Source organism: Caballeronia sp. HLA56 (genome assembly GCF_054655155.1).
The window spans coordinates 1,517,993-1,537,312 of sequence record NZ_BAAHOB010000005.1; the positions used below are offsets into that span (position 1 = coordinate 1,517,993).

General features: G+C 63.2%; 14 protein-coding genes. 10 read left to right on the forward strand and 4 right to left on the reverse strand.

Annotated features, from left to right (window positions below; translation table 11 throughout):
• Positions 1-3: 3 nt before the first annotated feature.
• Both ACYQ47_RS26690 and ACYQ47_RS26695 read left to right on the forward strand, forming a co-directional pair.
• Entirely contained in the window at positions 4-1,182 is a 1,179-nt protein-coding gene (locus ACYQ47_RS26690; protein ID WP_459907741.1) for an acetate/propionate family kinase, read from the forward strand.
• A 67-nt stretch (positions 1,183-1,249) separates the two neighbouring features.
• Positions 1,250-2,842 (forward strand): aspartate:alanine exchanger family transporter, encoded by a 1,593-nt coding sequence (locus ACYQ47_RS26695; protein WP_459907743.1) that lies wholly within the window; start codon positions 1,250-1,252, stop codon positions 2,840-2,842.
• Between the two features lie 52 nt (positions 2,843-2,894).
• Here the strand turns inward: ACYQ47_RS26695 and lysS are convergent, their stop codons facing one another.
• The 4 genes from lysS to ACYQ47_RS26715 all read right to left on the reverse strand — a co-directional run bounded on the left by lysS (position 2,895) and on the right by ACYQ47_RS26715 (position 8,505).
• Positions 2,895-4,421: a lysine--tRNA ligase gene (gene lysS / locus ACYQ47_RS26700; RefSeq protein WP_459907745.1), complete on the reverse strand. Its 1,527-nt coding sequence runs from the start codon at positions 4,419-4,421 to the stop codon at positions 2,895-2,897.
• 89 nt (positions 4,422-4,510) lie between these two features.
• A protein-coding gene (gene prfB / locus ACYQ47_RS26705; protein WP_244825612.1) for a peptide chain release factor 2 occupies positions 4,511-5,615 on the reverse strand; the annotation gives its coding sequence in 2 pieces (ribosomal slippage) (positions 4,511-5,533 and positions 5,535-5,615; 1,104 coding nt in all).
• A gap of 85 nt (positions 5,616-5,700) precedes the next feature.
• Positions 5,701-7,404 carry a single-stranded-DNA-specific exonuclease RecJ gene (gene recJ / locus ACYQ47_RS26710; protein ID WP_459907748.1) on the reverse strand — a complete coding sequence of 568 codons (1,704 nt, stop codon included), beginning with the start codon at positions 7,402-7,404 and terminating at the stop codon, positions 5,701-5,703.
• A gap of 12 nt (positions 7,405-7,416) precedes the next feature.
• Positions 7,417-8,505, reverse strand: coding sequence for a regulator (locus ACYQ47_RS26715; RefSeq protein WP_459907750.1), 1,089 nt, complete (start codon positions 8,503-8,505; stop codon positions 7,417-7,419).
• 247 nt (positions 8,506-8,752) lie between these two features.
• Here ACYQ47_RS26715 and ACYQ47_RS26720 point away from each other — a divergent pair, with 247 nt between their 5' ends.
• From ACYQ47_RS26720 to ftsB, 8 genes are all read left to right on the forward strand, one after another.
• Complete coding sequence (locus tag ACYQ47_RS26720; RefSeq protein WP_459907752.1) at positions 8,753-10,006, forward strand: lipoprotein-releasing ABC transporter permease subunit; 1,254 nt, start codon at positions 8,753-8,755, stop codon at positions 10,004-10,006.
• A complete protein-coding gene (gene lolD / locus ACYQ47_RS26725; RefSeq protein ID WP_459907754.1) occupies positions 9,999-10,709 on the forward strand; it encodes a lipoprotein-releasing ABC transporter ATP-binding protein LolD in 711 nt (236 codons plus the stop codon). Before ACYQ47_RS26720 ends, lolD begins: the two co-directional genes overlap by 8 nt.
• 23 nt (positions 10,710-10,732) lie before the next feature.
• Positions 10,733-11,521 carry a TatD family hydrolase gene (locus ACYQ47_RS26730; protein WP_250465187.1) on the forward strand — a complete coding sequence of 263 codons (789 nt, stop codon included), beginning with the start codon at positions 10,733-10,735 and terminating at the stop codon, positions 11,519-11,521.
• Positions 11,522-11,607: 86 nt separating this feature from the next.
• The gene (locus tag ACYQ47_RS26735) at positions 11,608-14,247 is read left to right on the forward strand and encodes a DNA internalization-related competence protein ComEC/Rec2 (protein WP_459907757.1); all 2,640 of its coding nucleotides are present in this window, start codon (positions 11,608-11,610) and stop codon (positions 14,245-14,247) included.
• Between the two features lie 219 nt (positions 14,248-14,466).
• Positions 14,467-16,161, forward strand: coding sequence for a CTP synthase (locus ACYQ47_RS26740; protein WP_309843570.1), 1,695 nt, complete (start codon positions 14,467-14,469; stop codon positions 16,159-16,161).
• On the forward strand, positions 16,158-17,012 hold the full coding sequence (kdsA, locus tag ACYQ47_RS26745; protein ID WP_244825602.1) for a 3-deoxy-8-phosphooctulonate synthase: 855 nt from the start codon (positions 16,158-16,160) through the stop codon (positions 17,010-17,012). The genes ACYQ47_RS26740 and kdsA overlap by 4 nt, the downstream gene beginning before the upstream one ends.
• 367 nt (positions 17,013-17,379) lie before the next feature.
• The gene (gene eno, locus ACYQ47_RS26750; protein WP_244825600.1) at positions 17,380-18,663 is read left to right on the forward strand and encodes a phosphopyruvate hydratase; all 1,284 of its coding nucleotides are present in this window, start codon (positions 17,380-17,382) and stop codon (positions 18,661-18,663) included.
• 108 nt (positions 18,664-18,771) lie between these two features.
• Entirely contained in the window at positions 18,772-19,236 is a 465-nt protein-coding gene (gene ftsB / locus ACYQ47_RS26755; protein WP_250509238.1) for a cell division protein FtsB, read from the forward strand.
• The last annotated feature ends 84 nt before the right edge of the window (positions 19,237-19,320 follow it).

The window sequence follows — 19,320 nt, forward strand, 5'->3', positions numbered from 1 at the left end:
TGTATGGACGTCGTTCTGGTCATCAACGCGGGGTCGTCCAGCATCAAGTTTCATGCATACGTCGAGACGGAAGGCAGCCTCGATCCTGTCGCCGGCGGCAAGCTCGAAGAGATCTACGGCAAGCCGTACTTCGAGGCCAGGCGGCCGAACGGCGAACTCATCGACGAAAAGCATTGGCCCGAAGGCGAACAACTCGGGCACGACAATGCGATCACGTTCTTGCTGAACTGGCTGCGTGAACGCTCTTCCGGCGCGAAACTGCTTGCCGTGGGTCATCGTGTGGTGCATGGCGGTGAACGATTTGCAGCGCCGGTGCGCGTCGATACGGACGTGCTCGCGCAACTGGAAGCGCTCGTTCCGCTCGCACCGCTCCATCAGCCGCATAACCTCGCAGCGATCCGCGCGATACGAGCGCGCAATCCGCAGGTGCCACAAATCGCATGTTTCGATACGGCCTTCCACCATACGCAGCCCGCAGCGGCAACGCGCTTCGCGCTGCCGCCCGAGATCACGCAACGCGGCGTGCGGCGCTACGGGTTTCACGGGCTGTCGTACGAGTACATCGCGAGCGTTCTGCCGCAATACAGCGCGAAGGCCGCCAATGGCAAGAGCGTGGTGCTTCATCTTGGCAACGGCGCGAGCATGACGGCGCTCGATCGAGGCAAGAGCATCGCCAATACGATGGGCTTCACGGCCGTCGAAGGGCTCGTCATGGGCACGCGCTGCGGGAGCATCGATCCCGGCGTGCTGCTATGGATGATGCAGGAAGCGCGCATGGACGCCCATGCCATCGAGACGCTGCTCTACAAGCGCTCCGGTCTGCTCGGCGTGTCGGGTATTTCCAGCGATATGCGCACGCTGCTCGCGAGCGATGCACCCGCTGCCGCCGAAGCGGTCGATCTGTTTTGCTATCGAATCTCGCGCGAACTCGGTTCGCTTGCTGCCGCGCTCGGCGGGCTCGATGCGCTCGTGTTCACCGGCGGCATCGGCGAACGTGCGGCGCCCGTGCGCGAGCGCGTGGGGCGCGCGGCGGCATGGCTCGGCGTATCGCTCGACGACGAGGCCAATGCACGCGACGAACGGCGCATCGACGATTCGACGAGCGCAGTCGATGTCTGTGTCATCCCGACGAACGAAGAATTGATGATTGCCCGTCACGCGTTAAGGCTGCTGGGAGGCTGAACGTCGGCGGGCGCATTGCCAGCGGAAAGACGATGCATGGCGCGGCTAACATCGACAAGAGGACGTTATGAACGCAATCAGGACGCTGCTCGAAGCTCAGCCGCTCTTCACGTTGTTCCTCACGATCGCGCTCGGCTATGTGATTGGCGAGATCAGCCTCAAAGGCGTCTCGCTCGGATCGGGGGCCGTGCTTTTCGTCGGCTTGGCAATCGGCGGATTCGCGCCGAAAGCCTTGCCGCCCGCGCTGCTCGGCACGCTCGGCTTGTTGCTGTTTCTGTACGGCATCGGCATTCAGTACGGCGCGCATTTCTTCAAGGGACTGACGAGCGCGGACGGATTGCGGGCCAACGCGGCAGCGGCGCTTGGCGTCGTCGCGGCGGGTTTCGTGTCGCTTTCGCTGGTGCCGGCGTTCGGTCTGAGGCTCGACGAAACGCTCGGCTTGTTCGCGGGCTCGGGAACCAGTACGGCAACGTTGCAAGCCGTGATCTCAACCTTGCATAGCGATGGCGCCGCCGTGGGCTACAGCGTGACTTATCCATTCGGCGTCGCCGGTCCGATACTGATGATCTACGCCCTCGGCGCGTTGCTCAAAGTGAAGATCGAGGCGCCGCCCGAAAGCAACATCGAGACGGCGGAGATCGCCCTGCAAAATCCCGCGCTCGTCGGTCTCAGCGCAGTCGAACTTCATGCGGAGTTGCCGGATGGCGTGACCATTGCCGCCGTTCGCCGCGCGCATCGCAACCGGCTGCCGACCGCGGATTTCGTTCTGCAAACCGGCGATGTCCTGCTGGCAACGGCATTGGAGCCGGCCGCGCTGGAGGAGGCGGCCACACTCATCGGCGAGGTTCAACCGGGCAGAATCACGCGGCATCGGGAAGATCTGGATTACCTGCGCGTGTTCGTATCGAGCCGGGTCATGACCGGGCAGCGCATTGGGGACATTCGATTTCCCGATGGCGTCGTCTGCTCGATTGCTCATGTGCGCAGAGGCGACGCCGACATGTTGCCTCACGTCGATCTGATTCTGGAATCCGGAGACAGGGTCGGGTTGCTGGTGAATCGGACGCATGCCAAAGCGGTTCGCAAACTGTTCGGCGACTCGATCAAAGGGACGGCCGAACTCAGCTTCATCTCGATTGGCGTTGGCGCCGCGATTGGCTTGCTCATCGGCATGATTCCGATTCCCGTGCCCGGCGTGGGAAAACTGACGCTCGGGCTTGCGGCGCTGCTGTTGACCGCGCTTTATCTCGGGAAGATTCGTCGCTCGGGGCCATTTATCTGGAGCGTGCCATTGTCGGCGAATCTGGTTCTGCGGAACTTCGGGTTGACCATTTTTCTGGCACAAGTCGGGATTGCTTCCGGACCGAAATTCTTTGCCGAAGTAGGGGCGACGGGTGTTTCGCTCCTGCTTTACGGCGCGGCGATTCTAATTGCGTTAGTGCTCGTGACGGCGTTTTTCTGCTTGGTGATTTTCAAGCTGCCGTTCGATACCACCATTGGCGTTCTCAGCGGCGCTACGGGAAATCCCGCCATTCTCGCGTTTGCCAATCGCGTGACGCCAACCGATAAACCGGATATCGGCTATGCCATGATTTTCCCGTCGATGACCATTCTGAAAATTCTGTTCGCGCAGATTGCCGCCGTGTTGATGGGGCATTGATCAGAAGCGATGCTGCAAGACAGCGCTGACATCACTGTCAGCGCCACTCAGCTCAGTCCTCGCGACGCAGATGCGGGAACAAAATTACGTCGCGGATGCTCGGGCTGTCGGTCAGCAACATCACCAGCCGGTCGATGCCGATTCCGCAGCCGCCTGTCGGCGGCATGCCGTATTCGAGCGCGCGAATATAGTCGGCATCGAAAAACATGGCTTCTTCGTCGCCCGCGTCTTTCTGATCGACTTGCTTTTGAAAGCGCGCGGCCTGATCTTCCGGATCGTTCAATTCGGAGAAGCCGTTGGCGATCTCGCGGCCCGTGATGAACAACTCGAAGCGCTCCGTAATGCCCGCCACGCTGTCCGACTCACGCGCGAGCGGCGACACTTCGATTGGATAATCGACGATATATGTCGGCTCCCACAGTTGCGATTCGGCCGTCTCTTCGAAAAGCGCCAATTGCAATGCGCCAATGCCCGCATTCAAAAACGCCGGTTGCGTCGTATCAACGCCGAACTTTTTCAATTCCGTGCGCAGGAACGCGGCGTCGCCGAGTTGCGCGTCGGTGTATTGCGGCGCGTATTTTTGAATAGCCTGATTGATCGTCAGCCGATGAAACGGCTTCGAAAAATCGAGTTCGCGGCCCTGATACGTGATGCTCGCGGTGCCGAGCGAGTCGATTGCCGCCTGGCGGATCAGTTGCTCGACGAAGTCCATGAGCCAGTGATAATCCGTGTATGCGGCGTAGAACTCCATCATCGTGAATTCCGGGTTGTGTCGCGGCGACACGCCTTCGTTCCGGAAATTACGATTGATCTCGAACACACGCTCGAAGCCGCCGACGATCAGCCGCTTCAAATACAGCTCCGGCGCGATGCGCAGAAACATCTGCATGTCGAGCGCGTTGTGGTGCGTAACGAAAGGCTTGGCCGCCGCGCCGCCCGGAATGGGGTGCAGCATTGGCGTTTCGACTTCCATGAAGCTCGCCTGCGCCATGAAATTGCGAATGGACGTGACCGCCTTGGTCCGCGCCATGAAGGTTTTGCGAGACTCCGGCGTGACGATCAGATCGACATAACGCTGGCGATAACGCATTTCCTGATCGGCAAGGCCGTGAAACTTGTCGGGCAGCGGACGCAGCGCCTTCGAAAGCAGGCGCAGTTCCGTGCAGCGCACCGACAGTTCGCCCTTGTTCGTGCGAAACAGGACGCCGCGCGCGGCGACGATATCGCCCAGGTCCCACTTCTTGAAGGCGTCGTAAGTCTCGGCGCCGACGTCGGCGGGCGTGATAAAGAACTGGATCTGGTTGCTGCCGTCCTGGACCGTCGCGAAGCTGGCCTTGCCCATCACGCGCTTGAGCATCATGCGGCCGGCAAGCGCCACGGGCAGGGGATTGGCTTCGAGTGCTTCCTTGTCGGTATTGGCGAATTCGCCTTGCAGCGCGGCGGCCTGATGCGTCGGACGGAAGTCGTTCGGATAAGCGACGCCTTGCTCGCGCAGCGCGCGCAATTTGTCGCGACGCTCGCCGATGATCTGGTTTTCTTCCAGTTCGGGCGCGGCGCCCGCTTGAGTCGGTTCGGTCATGATGTGTAGCTTTCGATACGGTGGGATGCGGCGCGGCGAGGGCCAGACGAAAGCGCGGATACCGAAAGCCGGGATCCGCGCCGCGAAACTCAAACGCCCTGTTTCAGGCTCGCGCTGATGAAGTCGTCGAGGTCGCCGTCGAGCACGGCGCGCGTGTTGCTCATTTCCACGCTGGTGCGCAGGTCCTTCACGCGGCTCTGGTCGAGCACGTAGGAGCGGATCTGATGGCCCCAGCCCACATCGGTCTTGCTCGATTCGAGCTTGTCCTGTTCGGCCTGGCGCTTGCGCATCTCGAATTCGTAGAGACGCGCCTTCAGCATCTGCATGGCTTCCGCGCGGTTGCGGTGCTGCGAGCGGTCGTTCTGGCACTGCACGACGATGCCAGTCGGCGCGTGCGTGAGACGCACCGCGGAGTCGGTCTTGTTGATGTGCTGGCCACCCGCGCCCGAAGCGCGATACGTGTCCGTGCGGATATCGGCGGGATTGATTTCGATCTCGATCGAATCGTCGATTTCCGGATACACGAACACGGACGAGAACGACGTATGCCGCCCGCCCGACGAGTCGAACGGCGATTTGCGCACGAGGCGGTGAATGCCCGTCTCGGTACGCAGATAGCCGTAGGCATATTCGCCTTCCACCTTGATGGTCGCGCTCTTGATCCCGGCGACGTCGCCTTCGGATTCCTCGAGCACTTCGGTCTTGAAGCCCTTGCGTTCGCAATAGCGAAGATACTGGCGCAGCAGCATGGACGCCCAGTCGCACGCCTCGGTGCCGCCCGCGCCCGCTTGGATGTCGATGAAGCAATTGTTCGGGTCGGCCGGGTTCGAGAACATCCGGCGAAATTCCGTGTCTTCGACGCGCACTCGCAGTGCTTCCGCGTCGGTTTCGCAGGCGACGAGCGTTTCTTCGTCGCCTTCCTCGTGCGCCATCTCGAAGAGATCGCTGGCGTCGCGCAGGTCGTTGTCGAGCGCGGTGAGTTTCGACACCACGCCGTCCAGCAGCTTCTTCTCACGACCGAGCGCTTGCGCGTTCTTCGAGTCGTTCCAGACGTTCGGGTCTTCGAGTTCTTTGTTGACTTCGGCTAGACGCGCTGACTTGGCGTCGTAGTCAAAGATACCCCCGTAGCTCGCCCGCGCGACGGCGCAGGTCGGCCAGAAGGCTTTCGATCGCGTTGAGACGTTCCGCTTCCATTGTCGATCTTCGGCTTCGTAAAAAGGTGCAATTATAGCCGATCGACCGGGTTTTCCCGCTTCGAGCGGGCCGTTCCGGCGGGTTTTCAGCCCGCGTGTTCGACGATCAGCTGCACGCGCGCCACGCCGTTCCATGAATCGCTGACGAGACGGTAAGCGACCGTCGCGCGCGCCGGAAGCGGGTCGACATGGTTGAACCAGATCGCGTTGAAGCGCTGACGCCCGCGCAGAAGTTGCAGCTTCAGATGCTTGTCCTTGACGAGCGCCTGCGACGCGACCTCGAACTCGCCGGAGAACGTGGGCGCCGGAAAGCCTTGTCCCCACACGGCTGCGTCGATCAGTTCGACGAATTGCGGCGTGAAATACGCGTCCTCCAGTTCGCCATCGGTTTCGATGGTGCGTGAAAGCGCGTCGGCCGTCAGCCATTCGCGTCCGATGGCCTCGAACGCGGCCGTGAAGCGCGGAATGTCGGCGGTGGCGAGCGTGAGGCCCGCCGCCATCGCGTGACCGCCGAATTTGTGAATGAGACCGGGTTCGCGCTTCGAAATGAGATCGACGGCGTCGCGCAGATGAAAGCCCGGAATCGAGCGGCCGGAGCCTTTGCAGAGCACGCCGCTGTCGTCGGCGTGCGCGAAGGTGAAAGACGGCCGATGAAACCGCTCCTTCAGCCGCCCCGCGACGATGCCGATCACGCCCTGATGCCAGCTCGCGTCGTAAAGCGTGAGCGTGGCGCGCTCGCCGGGGTCGAGCGTCTGCAATTCGGCGAGCGCCTGCTGCTGCATGCCCGCTTCGATCTCGCGGCGCTCGCGGTTCATGCCGTCGAGTTGTTGCGCGAGTTCCCACGCGCGGCCGATATCGTCGGTCGTCAGGCATTCGATGCCGAGCGACATGTCCGACAGCCGTCCCGCCGCGTTCAGACGCGGTCCGAGCGCGAAGCCCAGATCGAAGCCGGAAGCGGTGCGCGCATCGCGGCTCGCGGCCCGGAAAAGCGCGGCGATGCCCGGCTGCATGCGGCCCGAGCGAATCCGCTTCAAACCCTGCGCGACGAGAATGCGATTGTTGGCGTCGAGCTTCACGACATCCGCGACGGTGCCGAGCGCGACCAGATCGAGCAGGCCGTCGAGACGCGGTTCGGCGCGGCCATCGCCATAGGTGTCGCGACGCCGCAGTTCGGCGCGCAGCGCGAGCAGCACGTAGAACATCACGCCCACGCCCGCGATGCATTTGCTCGGAAACGCGCAGCCCGGCTGATTCGGATTGACGATCGCGCGCGCGGCGGGCAACTCGTCGCCGGGCAAGTGATGGTCGGTGACGACGACTTCCATGCCGAGCGCATTGGCGGCCGCGACGCCATCCACGCTGGCAATGCCGTTATCGACCGTGATCAGAAGATCGGGTACGCCGCGTGGCGAACGCGCCGCCAGTTCGACGATCTCCGGCGTGAGCCCGTAGCCATATTTGAAGCGGTTCGGAACCAGATAGTCGATGTCCGCGCCGAACATGCGCAGCCCGCGCACGGCGACGGCGCAGGCGGTCGCGCCGTCGCAGTCGTAATCGGCGACGACGAGCATGCGCTTGTTCGCTGCGAGCGCATCGGCGAGAACGACGGCGGCGGCATCGCAACCCTTCAGGCCGACGGGCGCGTGCAGGCGCTTGAACTCGGTTTCGATTTCGTCGGGCGACGTGACGCCGCGCGACGCATACAGCCTCGCGATGACGGGATGCAGGCCGTGGCGCGCGAGGGCTTCGGCATCGGCGGGGGAGGCGGCGCGGGTAACGATACGCGTCATGCTGTCAGTGACCTATTCGATGAAAAGCGCCGCGATCGGCCGGCGTCGCCAGAACTTGCGCAAGTCCGAGCGCGTGACGCCGAGCGTCACCGAGCCTGTATCGCCGCAGAGCGTGATACCGAGTTTCTTGAGCGTGCCGTTCGCGAGCGCGTCGAGCGCGGGCGCGAACCACGCGGTTTCGAGCGCCTGCAACGAGTCGTTCCAGCGCGCCCAGTCCTGTTCGATGAACGGCGTCGAGAACGGATCGAGTTCGACGAGCGTCGTGCCTTCTTGCGCTTCTCGCCCGTTGGCGAGCGCGGCGAAAGAGTCGGCTGGCGCTTCGGGCGCGATGTTCGAGGCGAGCGCGAGACCGCGCGTGGCGGCGGCGTCGGACATGATGCGGGCGAACGGGCTCTTGACCGGACGCAGCGTGCCTTGTCCGTGCAGCCAGATGGAGTTGATCGCAGGCAGGCCGCGCGACTCGCGTTCTTCGTTGACCGGATGTTCGAACCACGCCATCTGGATTTCGTTCTGCAACTTCATCCACGCGCGCGAACGTTCGCCCGTGCGGGCTTCGTGCGGCAACCAGATTTCGATGTTGCGTCCCGTCGCGCGCAACGGCGACGCGCCCGCGAGCGCGCCCAGCGCGCCGCCCGACACATACCAGCGCAACGGCGTGGGCGCTTGCAGCGTGATGCCGAGGTCTTCGATCACGGGCCGCGCCGTATCGAAGAGCGTGCGGGCTTCTTCCGTGCGCACGCCGAGCGTGGCCGGATCGATGAGCACGAGATGGTCGTGCGCGATGCGCACGTGAACCGGCTCGATACACGCCCAGAGCGCATCGCCGGGTGTGCCGCCATCGGCGAGGAGCATGTAGGGTGCGAGCGGCGCTTCGTCGGAGTTTGGCGCGGCGGCATCGAAACGTTGCGCAATCCAGCGCTCGTGCGGCAGCGTGCGCTGAAAGTCTTCGCCGATCACCCGTTCTTCCAGCGTCGCGCGCGCGAGGAGTTTGTCGAGCGCCGCGCTTTGCAGCCCGTGCAGCGCGGTGGCGGCGTCTGCTGCGGCAGGCAGCGCGAAGGGGAGCAGAAGATGGAGGTCGGAAACGGGCATGATGGTCGGCATTGTAGGGCAAAGGCGCACGCGGCATCGGTGCTCGCCATCGCCCTGGAAGAAGCGATTTCTTCGTCGCCGGACATCGATCGGACCTGCGCCGCGCCTTTGAATTGTCCTAATATGGCAAACTTTCGCCAATTTCGCGCTCGCGTCGCGCTCATCCGCTAGTCGCGCATGTGCGTAATCAAGAGAGAAGCGCAAAACCGAAGCCGCAAGCAACGACGGCAACGCAGCAACCGTAGAAGAAAGGATTCGCTTGAAACTCCCGTATGAATGGCAGATAGGCTGGCGCTACACGCGCGCCAGCAAACGCACCACAGGCAACGGCTTCATCTCCTTCATCGCGCTCGTGTCGATGGCGGGCATCGCGCTCGGTGTCGCCGCGCTGATCGTCGTGCTCTCGGTCATGAACGGCTTCCAGAAAGAGGTGCGCGACCGCATGCTCTCCGTGCTCGCGCACGTGGAGATCTTCTCGCCGACCGGTTCCATGCCCAACTGGCAAGTGACCGCGCAGGAAGCGCGCCGCAATCCGGAAGTGCTCGGCGCGGCGCCCTATGTCGAAGCCCAGGCGCTGCTCACGCGTCAAGGCGCGGTGAGCGGCGTCGCTTTGCGTGGCGTGGAGCCGTCGCTGGAACCGGAAGTGTCGGACATCGGCAAGGAAATGCGCTCGGGCGCGCTCGCGGACTTGAGGCCGGGCGAATTCGGCATCGTGCTCGGACGCGATCTCGCGACCAATCTCGGCGTGATGACCGGCGACAAGATCACGCTTGTCGCGCCCGAAGGCACGATCACGCCGGCCGGCATGATGCCTCGACTCAAGCAATTCACGGTGGTCGGCATCTTCGAGTCGGGCCACTACGAATACGATTCGACGCTCGCGCTCATCTCCATTCGCGATGCCGAGGCGCTATTCCGCCTGCCTGCGCCAACCGGCGTGCGGCTGCGGCTGAAGGACATGCAGCGCGCGCCCGAAGTCGCGCGGCAACTCGCGCACACGCTCTCGGGCGACTTGTATATTCGCGACTGGACGCAGCAGAACAAGACGTGGTTCTCCGCCGTGCAGATCGAAAAGCGGATGATGTTCATCATCCTCACGCTGATCATCGCGGTGGCGGCGTTCAATCTGGTCTCGTCGCTCGTGATGACCGTCACCGACAAGCAAGCCGATATCGCCATCCTGCGCACGCTCGGCGCGCAGCCAAGATCGATCATGAAGATCTTCGTGGTGCAGGGCGTGACGATCGGCTTCATCGGTACGGCGCTCGGCGTGACGTTCGGATGTCTCGTCGCATGGAGCATTCCGTGGCTCGTGCCGATGATCGAGCATCTCTTCAACGTGCAGTTTCTGCCGCCTTCGGTTTATTTCATCAGCGAACTGCCGTCCGAACTCGTCCCGGGCGATGTCATGAAGATCGGCGTCATCGCGTTCCTGTTGTCGTCGCTGGCTACGCTGTATCCGAGCTGGCGCGGTTCCAAGGTTCGTCCGGCGGAGGCGCTGCGCTATGAGTGACATGAACCAGAACGACATCGTGTTGCACGCGTCTTCCATCTCGAAGACTTTCGTGCAGGGCGGCTTCAACGTGCAGGTGCTCGACAACGCGCAACTGGAAGTGCGGCGCGGCGAGAAGCTCGCCATCGTGGGCGCGTCGGGATCGGGCAAGAGCACCTTGCTGCATGTGCTCGGCGGCCTCGACGAACCGAGCGCGGGCAAGGTCTCGCTGCTCGGCAAGCCGTTCACGCAGTTGAAGGAAAAGGAGCGCAACGAGTTGCGCAATCGCGCGCTTGGCTTCGTGTATCAGTTCCATCATCTGCTGCCGGAATTCACCGCGCTCGATAACGTGGCGATGCCGCTGCGCATTCGCCGCATGCCGGAAGACGAGGCGCGCCGCGAAGCGATGGTCATGCTGGAGCGCGTGGGCATCGGGCATCGCGCGAAGCATCGGCCGGGCGAACTGTCGGGCGGCGAGCGCCAGCGCGTGGCCATTGCGCGGGCGCTCGTCACGCATCCGGCGTGCGTGCTCGCCGATGAACCGACCGGCAATCTCGACGGCGGCACCGCCGACACGGTCTTCAATCTGATGCTGGAACTGTCGCAGACGCTTTCGACGAGCTTCGTGATCGTCACGCACGACCCCGATCTGGCGGCGCGATGCGACCGCATCATGCGCCTGCGCGACGGCGTGCTGCACGAAGAGCCGTCTGTGCCGGTGTAATCACGCGCGCCGCGGAGGACGCCATGTGGATCGATACGCACTGCCATCTCGATGCCTCGGAGTTCGACGCGGACCGCGCCGCCGTCGCGGATGCCGCGCTCGGCGCGGGCGTGTCGCGCATCGTGATTCCGGGTGTGGATCGCGGGAACTTCGACACCGTGCGCGATCTGGCGCATGGCATCGCGGGCGGGGCGTACGCGCTCGGCATCCATCCGCTTTTCACGCCGGGCGCGCGGGAGGACGATCTGCGCGTTCTGCGCGAGAAGATCGAGGCGAGTCTCGACGATCCGTTGTTCGTCGGCATCGGCGAAATCGGGCTGGATTACTTCGTGCCCACGCTCGACGACGCGCGCCAGCAGTTCTTCTACAACGAGCAACTCAAGCTCGCGCGCGAGTTCGATCTCGCGGTGATCTGCCATGTACGCAAGTCGCAGGACAAGGTGCTGAAGGGCTTGCGCGTGCATGCCATCCGATGCGGAATCGCGCATGCGTTCAACGGCAGTTTTCAGCAGGCCGAGGCGTTCATCGCGCAAGGCATGCATCTCGGTTTCGGCGGCAATCTGACGTTCGAGCGCGCGCGACAGATCCGCCGTCTGGCCAGCGACTTGCCGCTCGAAGCCATCGTTCTCGAAACCGATTCGCCCGATATCGCGCCTTCCTGGCGTTACAAGGGGCGCAATTCGCCGGACCAGGTTCCGGGGATCGCGAAGGTGCTGGCCGAGTTGCGCGGCATCGATGAAAACGCGCTTGCCATCGGCACAACGGCTAACGCGCATCGCGCATTGCCCCGGCTCGCGCTTGCCTCTGCATAATCGTTCGCAGGTTTCGCATTGCTTCGGATGACTTGGTTTTCCGATGCGGATGCGTTCGCTTTGATCGAACGTGTGGGTGAGGATAGGTGCGCGCGATATTGCTCGGTTTCGCGGCGGGCGTCTGGTGGTTACAACAGCAGGCGCAATTGCCGTCGTGGTTGGCGTGGTTCTGCGCTTCGTTGTGCCTTTGCTGCATCGGTGCGAGTGGGGCCCGCCGGCGTATGGCATTCGTCCTGGCCGCGTTCGCATTCGGTTTCGCCTATGCCGCGTTGCGCGCCGACGTGCGACTGCAGGCGCATCTGCCGGTTGCTTACGAACAACGCGATATCGCGTTGACCGGCTTCGTGCGCGGCCTGCCCGAGGCTCAGACGGATGGCGTGCGGTTCCTGTTCGAAGTCAAATCGAATGGCGCGGGGTTGCGAGACTTTCCGCGCATCGTCAGATTGCTGTGGATGCCCGCCGAGCGAGGCCACGCCAACGCGCCGCCGACGCTCGTGCCGGGTCAGCGCTGGACGCTTTACGCGCGTTTGAAGCGTGCGCACGGCAACGCGAACTTCGGGCTGCGCGACAGCGAAGTCGCTTTGCTCGAACGCAATATTCGCGCAACGGGCGCGGTGTCGAACGTGCGGGCGCCACGGCGTTTGCGTGTCGATGCGCGCGGGCCGCTGCTCGCGATAGAGCGCATGCGTGCGCATCTGCGCGGACGCATCGAGACCGTGCTCGCCGATGCGCCACATCGGGGGATCGTCGTGGCGTTGGCGGTGGGCGCGCAGTCATCGGTAAGCGATAGCGACTGGGCCATCATGCGCGCGACCGGCACGAGCCATCTCGTTGCGATTTCGGGGCTGCATATCGGCTTCGTGGCGGGGCTCGCGGCGTGGTTGTGCGGCTTCGCATGGAAGCGCATGCGGCTGCGTGGCATGGCGGCGCCGCTGTGGGTATCCGCGCCGAAAATCGCGGCCTTGGGCGCGGCAATCTTCGCTTCCTGCTATGCGGCGCTCGCCGGTTTCAACGTGCCCGCGCAACGCGTGCTGTGGATGCTGGTTGTGTTCGGCATCGGATTTATCGGCGGGCGAAGGCCGGCTTCTTCGCTGGTGTTCTGCTGGGCGCTCGCGTTCGTGCTACTTGCCGATCCGTGGGCCGTGACGTCACCCGGATTTTGGCTTTCGTTCGGCGCGGTCGCGGCGATTCTGCATGGCATCGCGTCGGTGGGGCGGCAAGCGGTGAGGGTGGTGGAAGATGCAGAGACGATCGCGCGGGAGATGGAGGCGCGGGAGCCGCCGGATCCCGACGCTGGCCGGCAGCAAGCGAATTTAAGGACGGGCTCGAAAGCGGCGCGCGGCCAGCCCGCCGCGCTCGTGCGTGACGAGAGTAACGACAGCGCTCGCGTGCCGATCGCGTCCCCGGCACATACCACGCCGCTCGAAGAGGCACGGCGCGTGATCAGCCCAAGCCCCGGTGCTTTCCAAAAGCTCACCGGAGCTTGCCGCCGTGCCGCATCGAATGGACGTCGTCACGCCTTGTCGAGCCTGCGCGTGCAATACGCCGTGACACTCGCGCTCGCGCCTCTGACCATCTACTGGTTCTCGCAGATACCGCTCATCGGCCCGTTGGCCAACTTGTTCGCGATTCCTTGGGTCAGCGTGCTCGTGACGCCCGCGACGCTCGCGGGACTGATCCTTCCCGCGCCGTTCGACGCCCCCGCGCTCCATTTCGCGCACGCATCGTTGAGCATGATGATCGATGCGCTCGCCCGCCTCGCGGCCACGACGAATTCACCGCTCTGGCACTTGCCGCAACCCGGCGCGTTTGCGCTCGCCGCCGCATGCGTGGGCGTCGCGTGGGCGCTCGCGCCGCGCGGCTGGCCGTTGCGCTTTGCCGCGCCGCTCACGTGGCTGCCGCTTCTCGCATCCGCGAATCACGTGACGCCGCATGGCGAGTTTCGCGTGACCGCGCTCGACATCGGGCAAGGCTCGTCGCTCGTCGTCGAAACCCGTCGTCATACGCTCGTTTTCGATGCCGGTCCCGGCCCCGAATCGACGCACGCGGGCGAACGTATCGTCGCGCCGTATCTGCTCGCGGCGGGCATCCGCTCGCTCGATACGCTCGTCATCAGTCACTCCGATTCGGACCACGCAGGCGGCGCGCCCGCGGTGCTGCAAGGCATCGCGGTCGAGCAACTGCTCGCGTCGCTGCCCGCAAGCGACCTGCTCTGGTCGCTTGCACGCGCGCGCGGCGCCGAGAGGCTGCGCTGCGCGGCAGGTCAGCACTGGACGTGGGACGGCGTGGACTTCAGCATGCTCTGGCCGGATGCCGGGCCGCTTACCGGCAAGCCGAATCATCAAGGTTGCGTGATGAAGGTGACGAACGCGGAAGGCCGCAGCGCGCTTTTCACCGCCGATATCGAGGCAGGCGACGAACGCACGCTCATCGCGCGAGATCGCGCGGCGTTGCACGCGGACGTGCTGATCGCGCCGCATCACGGCAGCCGCACGTCATCGACCGAACCGTTTCTCGACTCCGTGAAGCCGCTCGCCGCGATATTTCAGATGGGCTATCTCAACCGTTTTCATCATCCGAACCCGACCGTTTATGCGCGCTATCAGTTGCGCGAGATCGCGCTGTCGCGAAGCGATGAAGACGGCGCGGCGCGGATAGACTTCGGGCAAGAGATCGTGCTCGAACGCTTCCGGCACACTCACTTGCGCTACTGGATGAATCGCTGAACGAGGCGCCGTTCGCCGGACATCGTCCGCGCGCATGCACGTATCGCGCGGTGCGGCGCATGATCGTATGTTTGTGCTGAAACGGGCGTTCGCACCGCCCGCGACAGACATCGCGAGCATCGCCGAGGCGCGCACCGATGCAGGGCATTTGCGCCGCCGATCCTCTGGGTGGGCGCGTGCCTTTACGGTATAATCCGTTTTTCCCGCGAGCATCTAGCGATGACCAAATATGTATTCGTCACCGGCGGCGTAGTTTCTTCCCTTGGCAAGGGTATTGCCGCCGCCTCCCTCGCCGCGATCCTCGAATCGCGCGGTCTGAAAGTCACCCTCCTCAAGCTCGATCCCTACATCAACGTCGACCCCGGCACGATGAGCCCGTTCCAGCACGGGGAAGTGTTCGTGACCGAAGACGGCGCCGAGACCGATCTCGACCTCGGCCATTACGAGCGCTTCATCAGCACGAAGATGCGCAAGGCCAACAACTTCACCACGGGCCAGATCTACGAATCGGTGATCCGCAAGGAACGTCGCGGCGAGTATCTCGGCAAGACGGTGCAGGTCATTCCGCACATCACCAACGAGATTCAGGCTTTCGTCGAACGCGGCGCCGCCGCGGCGACGTGCGGGCAGCCTGACGTGGCAATCGTCGAAGTGGGCGGCACGGTGGGCGACATCGAATCGCTGCCGTTCCTCGAAGCCGCGCGTCAGATGAGCCTGCGCATGGGCCGCAACAGCGCGTGCTTCATCCACCTCACGCTGGTTCCGTTCATCGCCACTGCGGGCGAGCTGAAGACCAAGCCCACGCAGCACAGCGTGCAGAAGCTGCGTGAAATCGGTATCTATCCGAACGTGCTTCTCTGCCGCGCCGACCGCCCGATCCCCGACGACGAGCGCCAGAAGATCTCGCTCTTCTCGAACGTGCATGAGGAAGCGGTCATCTCGGTGTGGGACGTCGACAGCATCTACAAGATTCCGCAGATGCTGAACGATCAGGGCCTCGACGAAATCGTCTGCAACGAGTTGAAGCTCTCGCCGCCGCCAGCCAACCTGAAAATGTGGTCGGATCTCGTCGAAAAACTCGAGCATCCGAAGAACGAAGTGACCATCGGCATGGTGGGCAAGTACGTCGAACTGACGGAGTCGTACAAGTCGCTGATCGAAGCGCTGCGTCACGCCGCCATTCATACGTCGACCAAGGTCAACATCGAATATATCGACTCCGAGCAGATCGAAGCCGAAGGCGCGGACGGTCTCAAGCATCTCGACGCCGTGCTGGTGCCGGGCGGTTTCGGGCGTCGCGGCACGGAAGGCAAGATCAAGGCAATCCGCTATGCGCGCGAGTCGAAGACGCCGTATCTCGGCATCTGTCTCGGCATGCAGCTCGCGGTCATCGAGTTCGCGCGCGACGTCGCCGGTCTCGCCGACGCTAACAGCACCGAGTTCAATGCCGACACGACCAATCCTGTCGTCGCGCTCATCACCGAGTGGTACGACCGTGCGGGCCGCGTCGAAAAGCGCAGCGAGGAATCGGATCTCGGCGGCACCATGCGTCTTGGTTCACAAAAGTGCCCGATCAAGCCCGGTACGATGGCCGAGCGTATTTACGGCACGGATGTGAACGAGCGTCATCGTCACCGTTATGAGGTCAATAACCGTTTCGTGCCCCAGCTCGAAGCCGGCGGGCTTATCATCAGCGCCCGTACGCCGAGCGAGGATCTGCCCGAAATGATGGAGTTGCCGCAAGCACAGCATCCGTGGTTCGTCGGCGTCCAGTTCCACCCGGAATTCACGTCCACGCCGCGCGACGGGCATCCGCTCTTCAAGGCATTCGTCGAAGCGGCGCGCGCGCATAGTCTCACGGCTGGCGGCGCGAACACCACGCAGACCGCGGCCACGGCAGGAGCGCAAGCATGAAGCTGTGTCACTTCGAAGCGGGACTCGACAAGCCGTTCTTCCTGATCGCGGGAACCTGCGTGGTGGAATCGGAGCAGATGACTATCGACGTCGCCGGGCGTCTCAAGGAAATCACCGACAAGCTTGGCGTGCCGTTCATCTACAAGTCGTCCTACGACAAGGCGAACCGCAGCTCGGGCAAGTCGTTTCGCGGCCTCGGCATGGACGAAGGCTTGCGTATTCTCGGCGAAGTGAAGAAGCAACTCGGCTTGCCGGTCCTGACGGACGTGCACGCCGAGCACGAGATCGAAGCGGTGGCATCAGTCGTGGACGTGCTGCAGACGCCTGCGTTCCTGTGCCGTCAGACCGACTTCATTCATGCGTGCGCGCGTTCGGGCAAACCGGTCAACATCAAGAAAGGCCAGTTCCTCGCGCCGCACGACATGAAGAACGTGATCGACAAGGCGCGCGACGCGGCGCGTGAAGCCGGTCTTTCGGAAGACCGCTTCATGGCGTGCGAGCGCGGCGTGTCGTTCGGCTATAACAACCTCGTGTCCGATATGCGCTCGCTCGCCATCATGCGCGAGACCAACGCGCCTATCGTGTTCGACGCAACTCATTCGGTGCAGTTGCCGGGCGGGCAAGGCACGAGTTCGGGCGGCCAGCGTGAGTTCGTGCCGGTGTTGGCGCGCGCGGCGGTGGCCGTGGGCGTGTCCGGGCTTTTCATGGAGACGCATCCCGATCCCGCGTGCGCGAAGTCGGACGGCCCGAACGCGGTGCCGCTGCATCGCATGGAAGCGTTGCTCGAAACGCTCGTCGCGCTGGATCGCGCGGTCAAGAGCGGTCCGTTTCTCGAAAACGACTTCAGCTGATCGTCAAATCGCTTCAGGCAGGAAAGCGGGCGTCGCCTTCACGGCGTCCGTGTCTTAAAAATAGTCACGCGGAGTGACAACATAAGAGGAGATGGGCGTGCGAGGCCTGGCGGCACGAGGGCTTGTCAAACGCGCCGCGGCCGCAGCAAAACGCATGCAGCCGGTTTCATGTGCGGACCATCGATTTCGACAGTGCCAGACGGTTCGATCGTCGCTGGCGCCAGGCTCGCGTGGCAACACGCGGGCAAGCGCCACGGAATGAACCTGATGGCCGTGGAAGGTGTCTCAAGCGAAGCCGTCGCGCGCGAACCTGGACGCGCGAAGCATCGCTGTGACTGACAGAATTCATCGTCAATTTGAGGAAACCATGAGTGCTATCGTAGATATCATCGGCCGCGAGATTCTCGATTCGCGAGGCAATCCGACCGTCGAATGCGACGTATTGCTCGAGTCGGGCACGATGGGCCGCGCAGCGGTGCCGTCGGGTGCATCGACGGGCTCGCGCGAAGCCATCGAACTACGCGACGGCGAAGCCGGCCGCTATGGCGGCAAGGGCGTCCTGAAGGCAGTCGAACACATCAACACCGAGATCTCCGAAGCCATCATGGGTCTCGACGCCTCGGAGCAGGCATTCCTCGACAAGACGCTGCTCGAACTCGACGGCACCGAAAACAAGTCGCGACTCGGCGCGAACGCAATGCTCGCCGTTTCCATGGCGGTTGCGAAGGCCGCAGCCGAGGAAGCGGGACTGCCGCTGTATCGCTACTTCGGCGGCTCGGGCGCCATGCAACTGCCGGTGCCGATGATGAACATCGTCAACGGCGGCGCGCACGCGAACAACAGCCTGGACATCCAGGAATTCATGATCGTGCCGGTAAGCCAGCCGACCTTTCGCGAAGCCCTGCGTTGCGGCGCCGAAGTGTTCCACGCGTTGAAGAAGATTCTGGCCGATCGCGGCATGAGCACGGCAGTGGGCGACGAAGGCGGCTTTGCGCCGAACTTCGGCAGCAACGACGAGTGTCTCTCGACCGTCCTGCAGGCTATCGAAAAAGCGGGGTATCGCGCCGGTGAAGACGTGCTGCTCGCGCTCGACTGCGCGGCAAGTGAGTTCTACCACGACGGCAAATACCAGTTGGCCGGCGAAGGTCTGCAACTGTCGTCCGGCGAATTTTCGGACTATCTGGCGACGCTCGCCGACAAGTTCCCGATCGTCTCCATTGAAGACGGCATGCACGAAAGCGACTGGGACGGCTGGAAGACGCTTACCGATCGCCTCGGCAAGAAGATTCAGCTCGTCGGCGACGACCTCTTCGTCACCAACACGCGCATCCTGAAGGAAGGCATCGACAAGGGTATCGCCAACTCGATCCTCATCAAGATCAACCAGATCGGCACGCTCACCGAAACCTTCGCGGCGATCGAAATGGCGAAGCGCGCGTCGTACACGGCGGTCATCTCGCACCGTTCGGGCGAGACGGAAGATTCGACCATCGCGGATATCGCCGTCGGTCTGAACGCCGGCCAGATCAAGACCGGCTCGCTGTCGCGCAGCGATCGCATCTCGAAGTACAACCAGTTGCTGCGTATCGAGGAAGACCTCGGCGATATCGCAAGCTACCCCGGCAAGTCGGCGTTCTATAACCTCCGCTAAAGCTTTTGCCGCTTTAGTCGATAAGAACGTTAGTCTTATTTTCAGCCCGCCGCCCACGGCCTCGACGTCAATAGAGGTTGCCGGGCGGCGCTTATTTCGGCTACTCGAATGCGGCTCGTAACTGTCGTTCTGGTCTTGTTACTGGCGCTGATCCAATACCCGTTGTGGTGGGGACACGGCGGCTGGCTTCGCGTGCATGAATTGCAGCAGCAGCTCGCGCAGCAAAGCGACAAGAACACGAATCTGAAGCTGCGCAACGAGCGCGTTCAGGGTGAAGTGCAGGATCTGCAAAGCGGCACCGCGGCTGTCGAAGAGCGCGCGCGCTATGAGATGGGCATGGTGAAGGACAGCGAGGTGTTCGTGCAATTCGTCGCGCCGAACTCCAACGCGCCTGTCAACTCGGCAAACGTGCCCGGCATGAACGGTTCGACGCGCGGGCAAGTTTCGGCGGCGCCGTTGCGCGTGGTGCCGAATCCGGTTTCGCGCTCGAAGCAGGAAATGCGCGACGCGGACAAGAAATTGCAGAAGGAAAAGGCCGCCGAAGCGAAGAAGAAGCAGGGCGCGGCTAACTGAGCGGCTTTTCGTTTTTCCCGGCAGGATAAAAAAATGGCGCAGTCGATATTTCGACCGCGCCATTTTTCATGTGCGCCTGGTTTG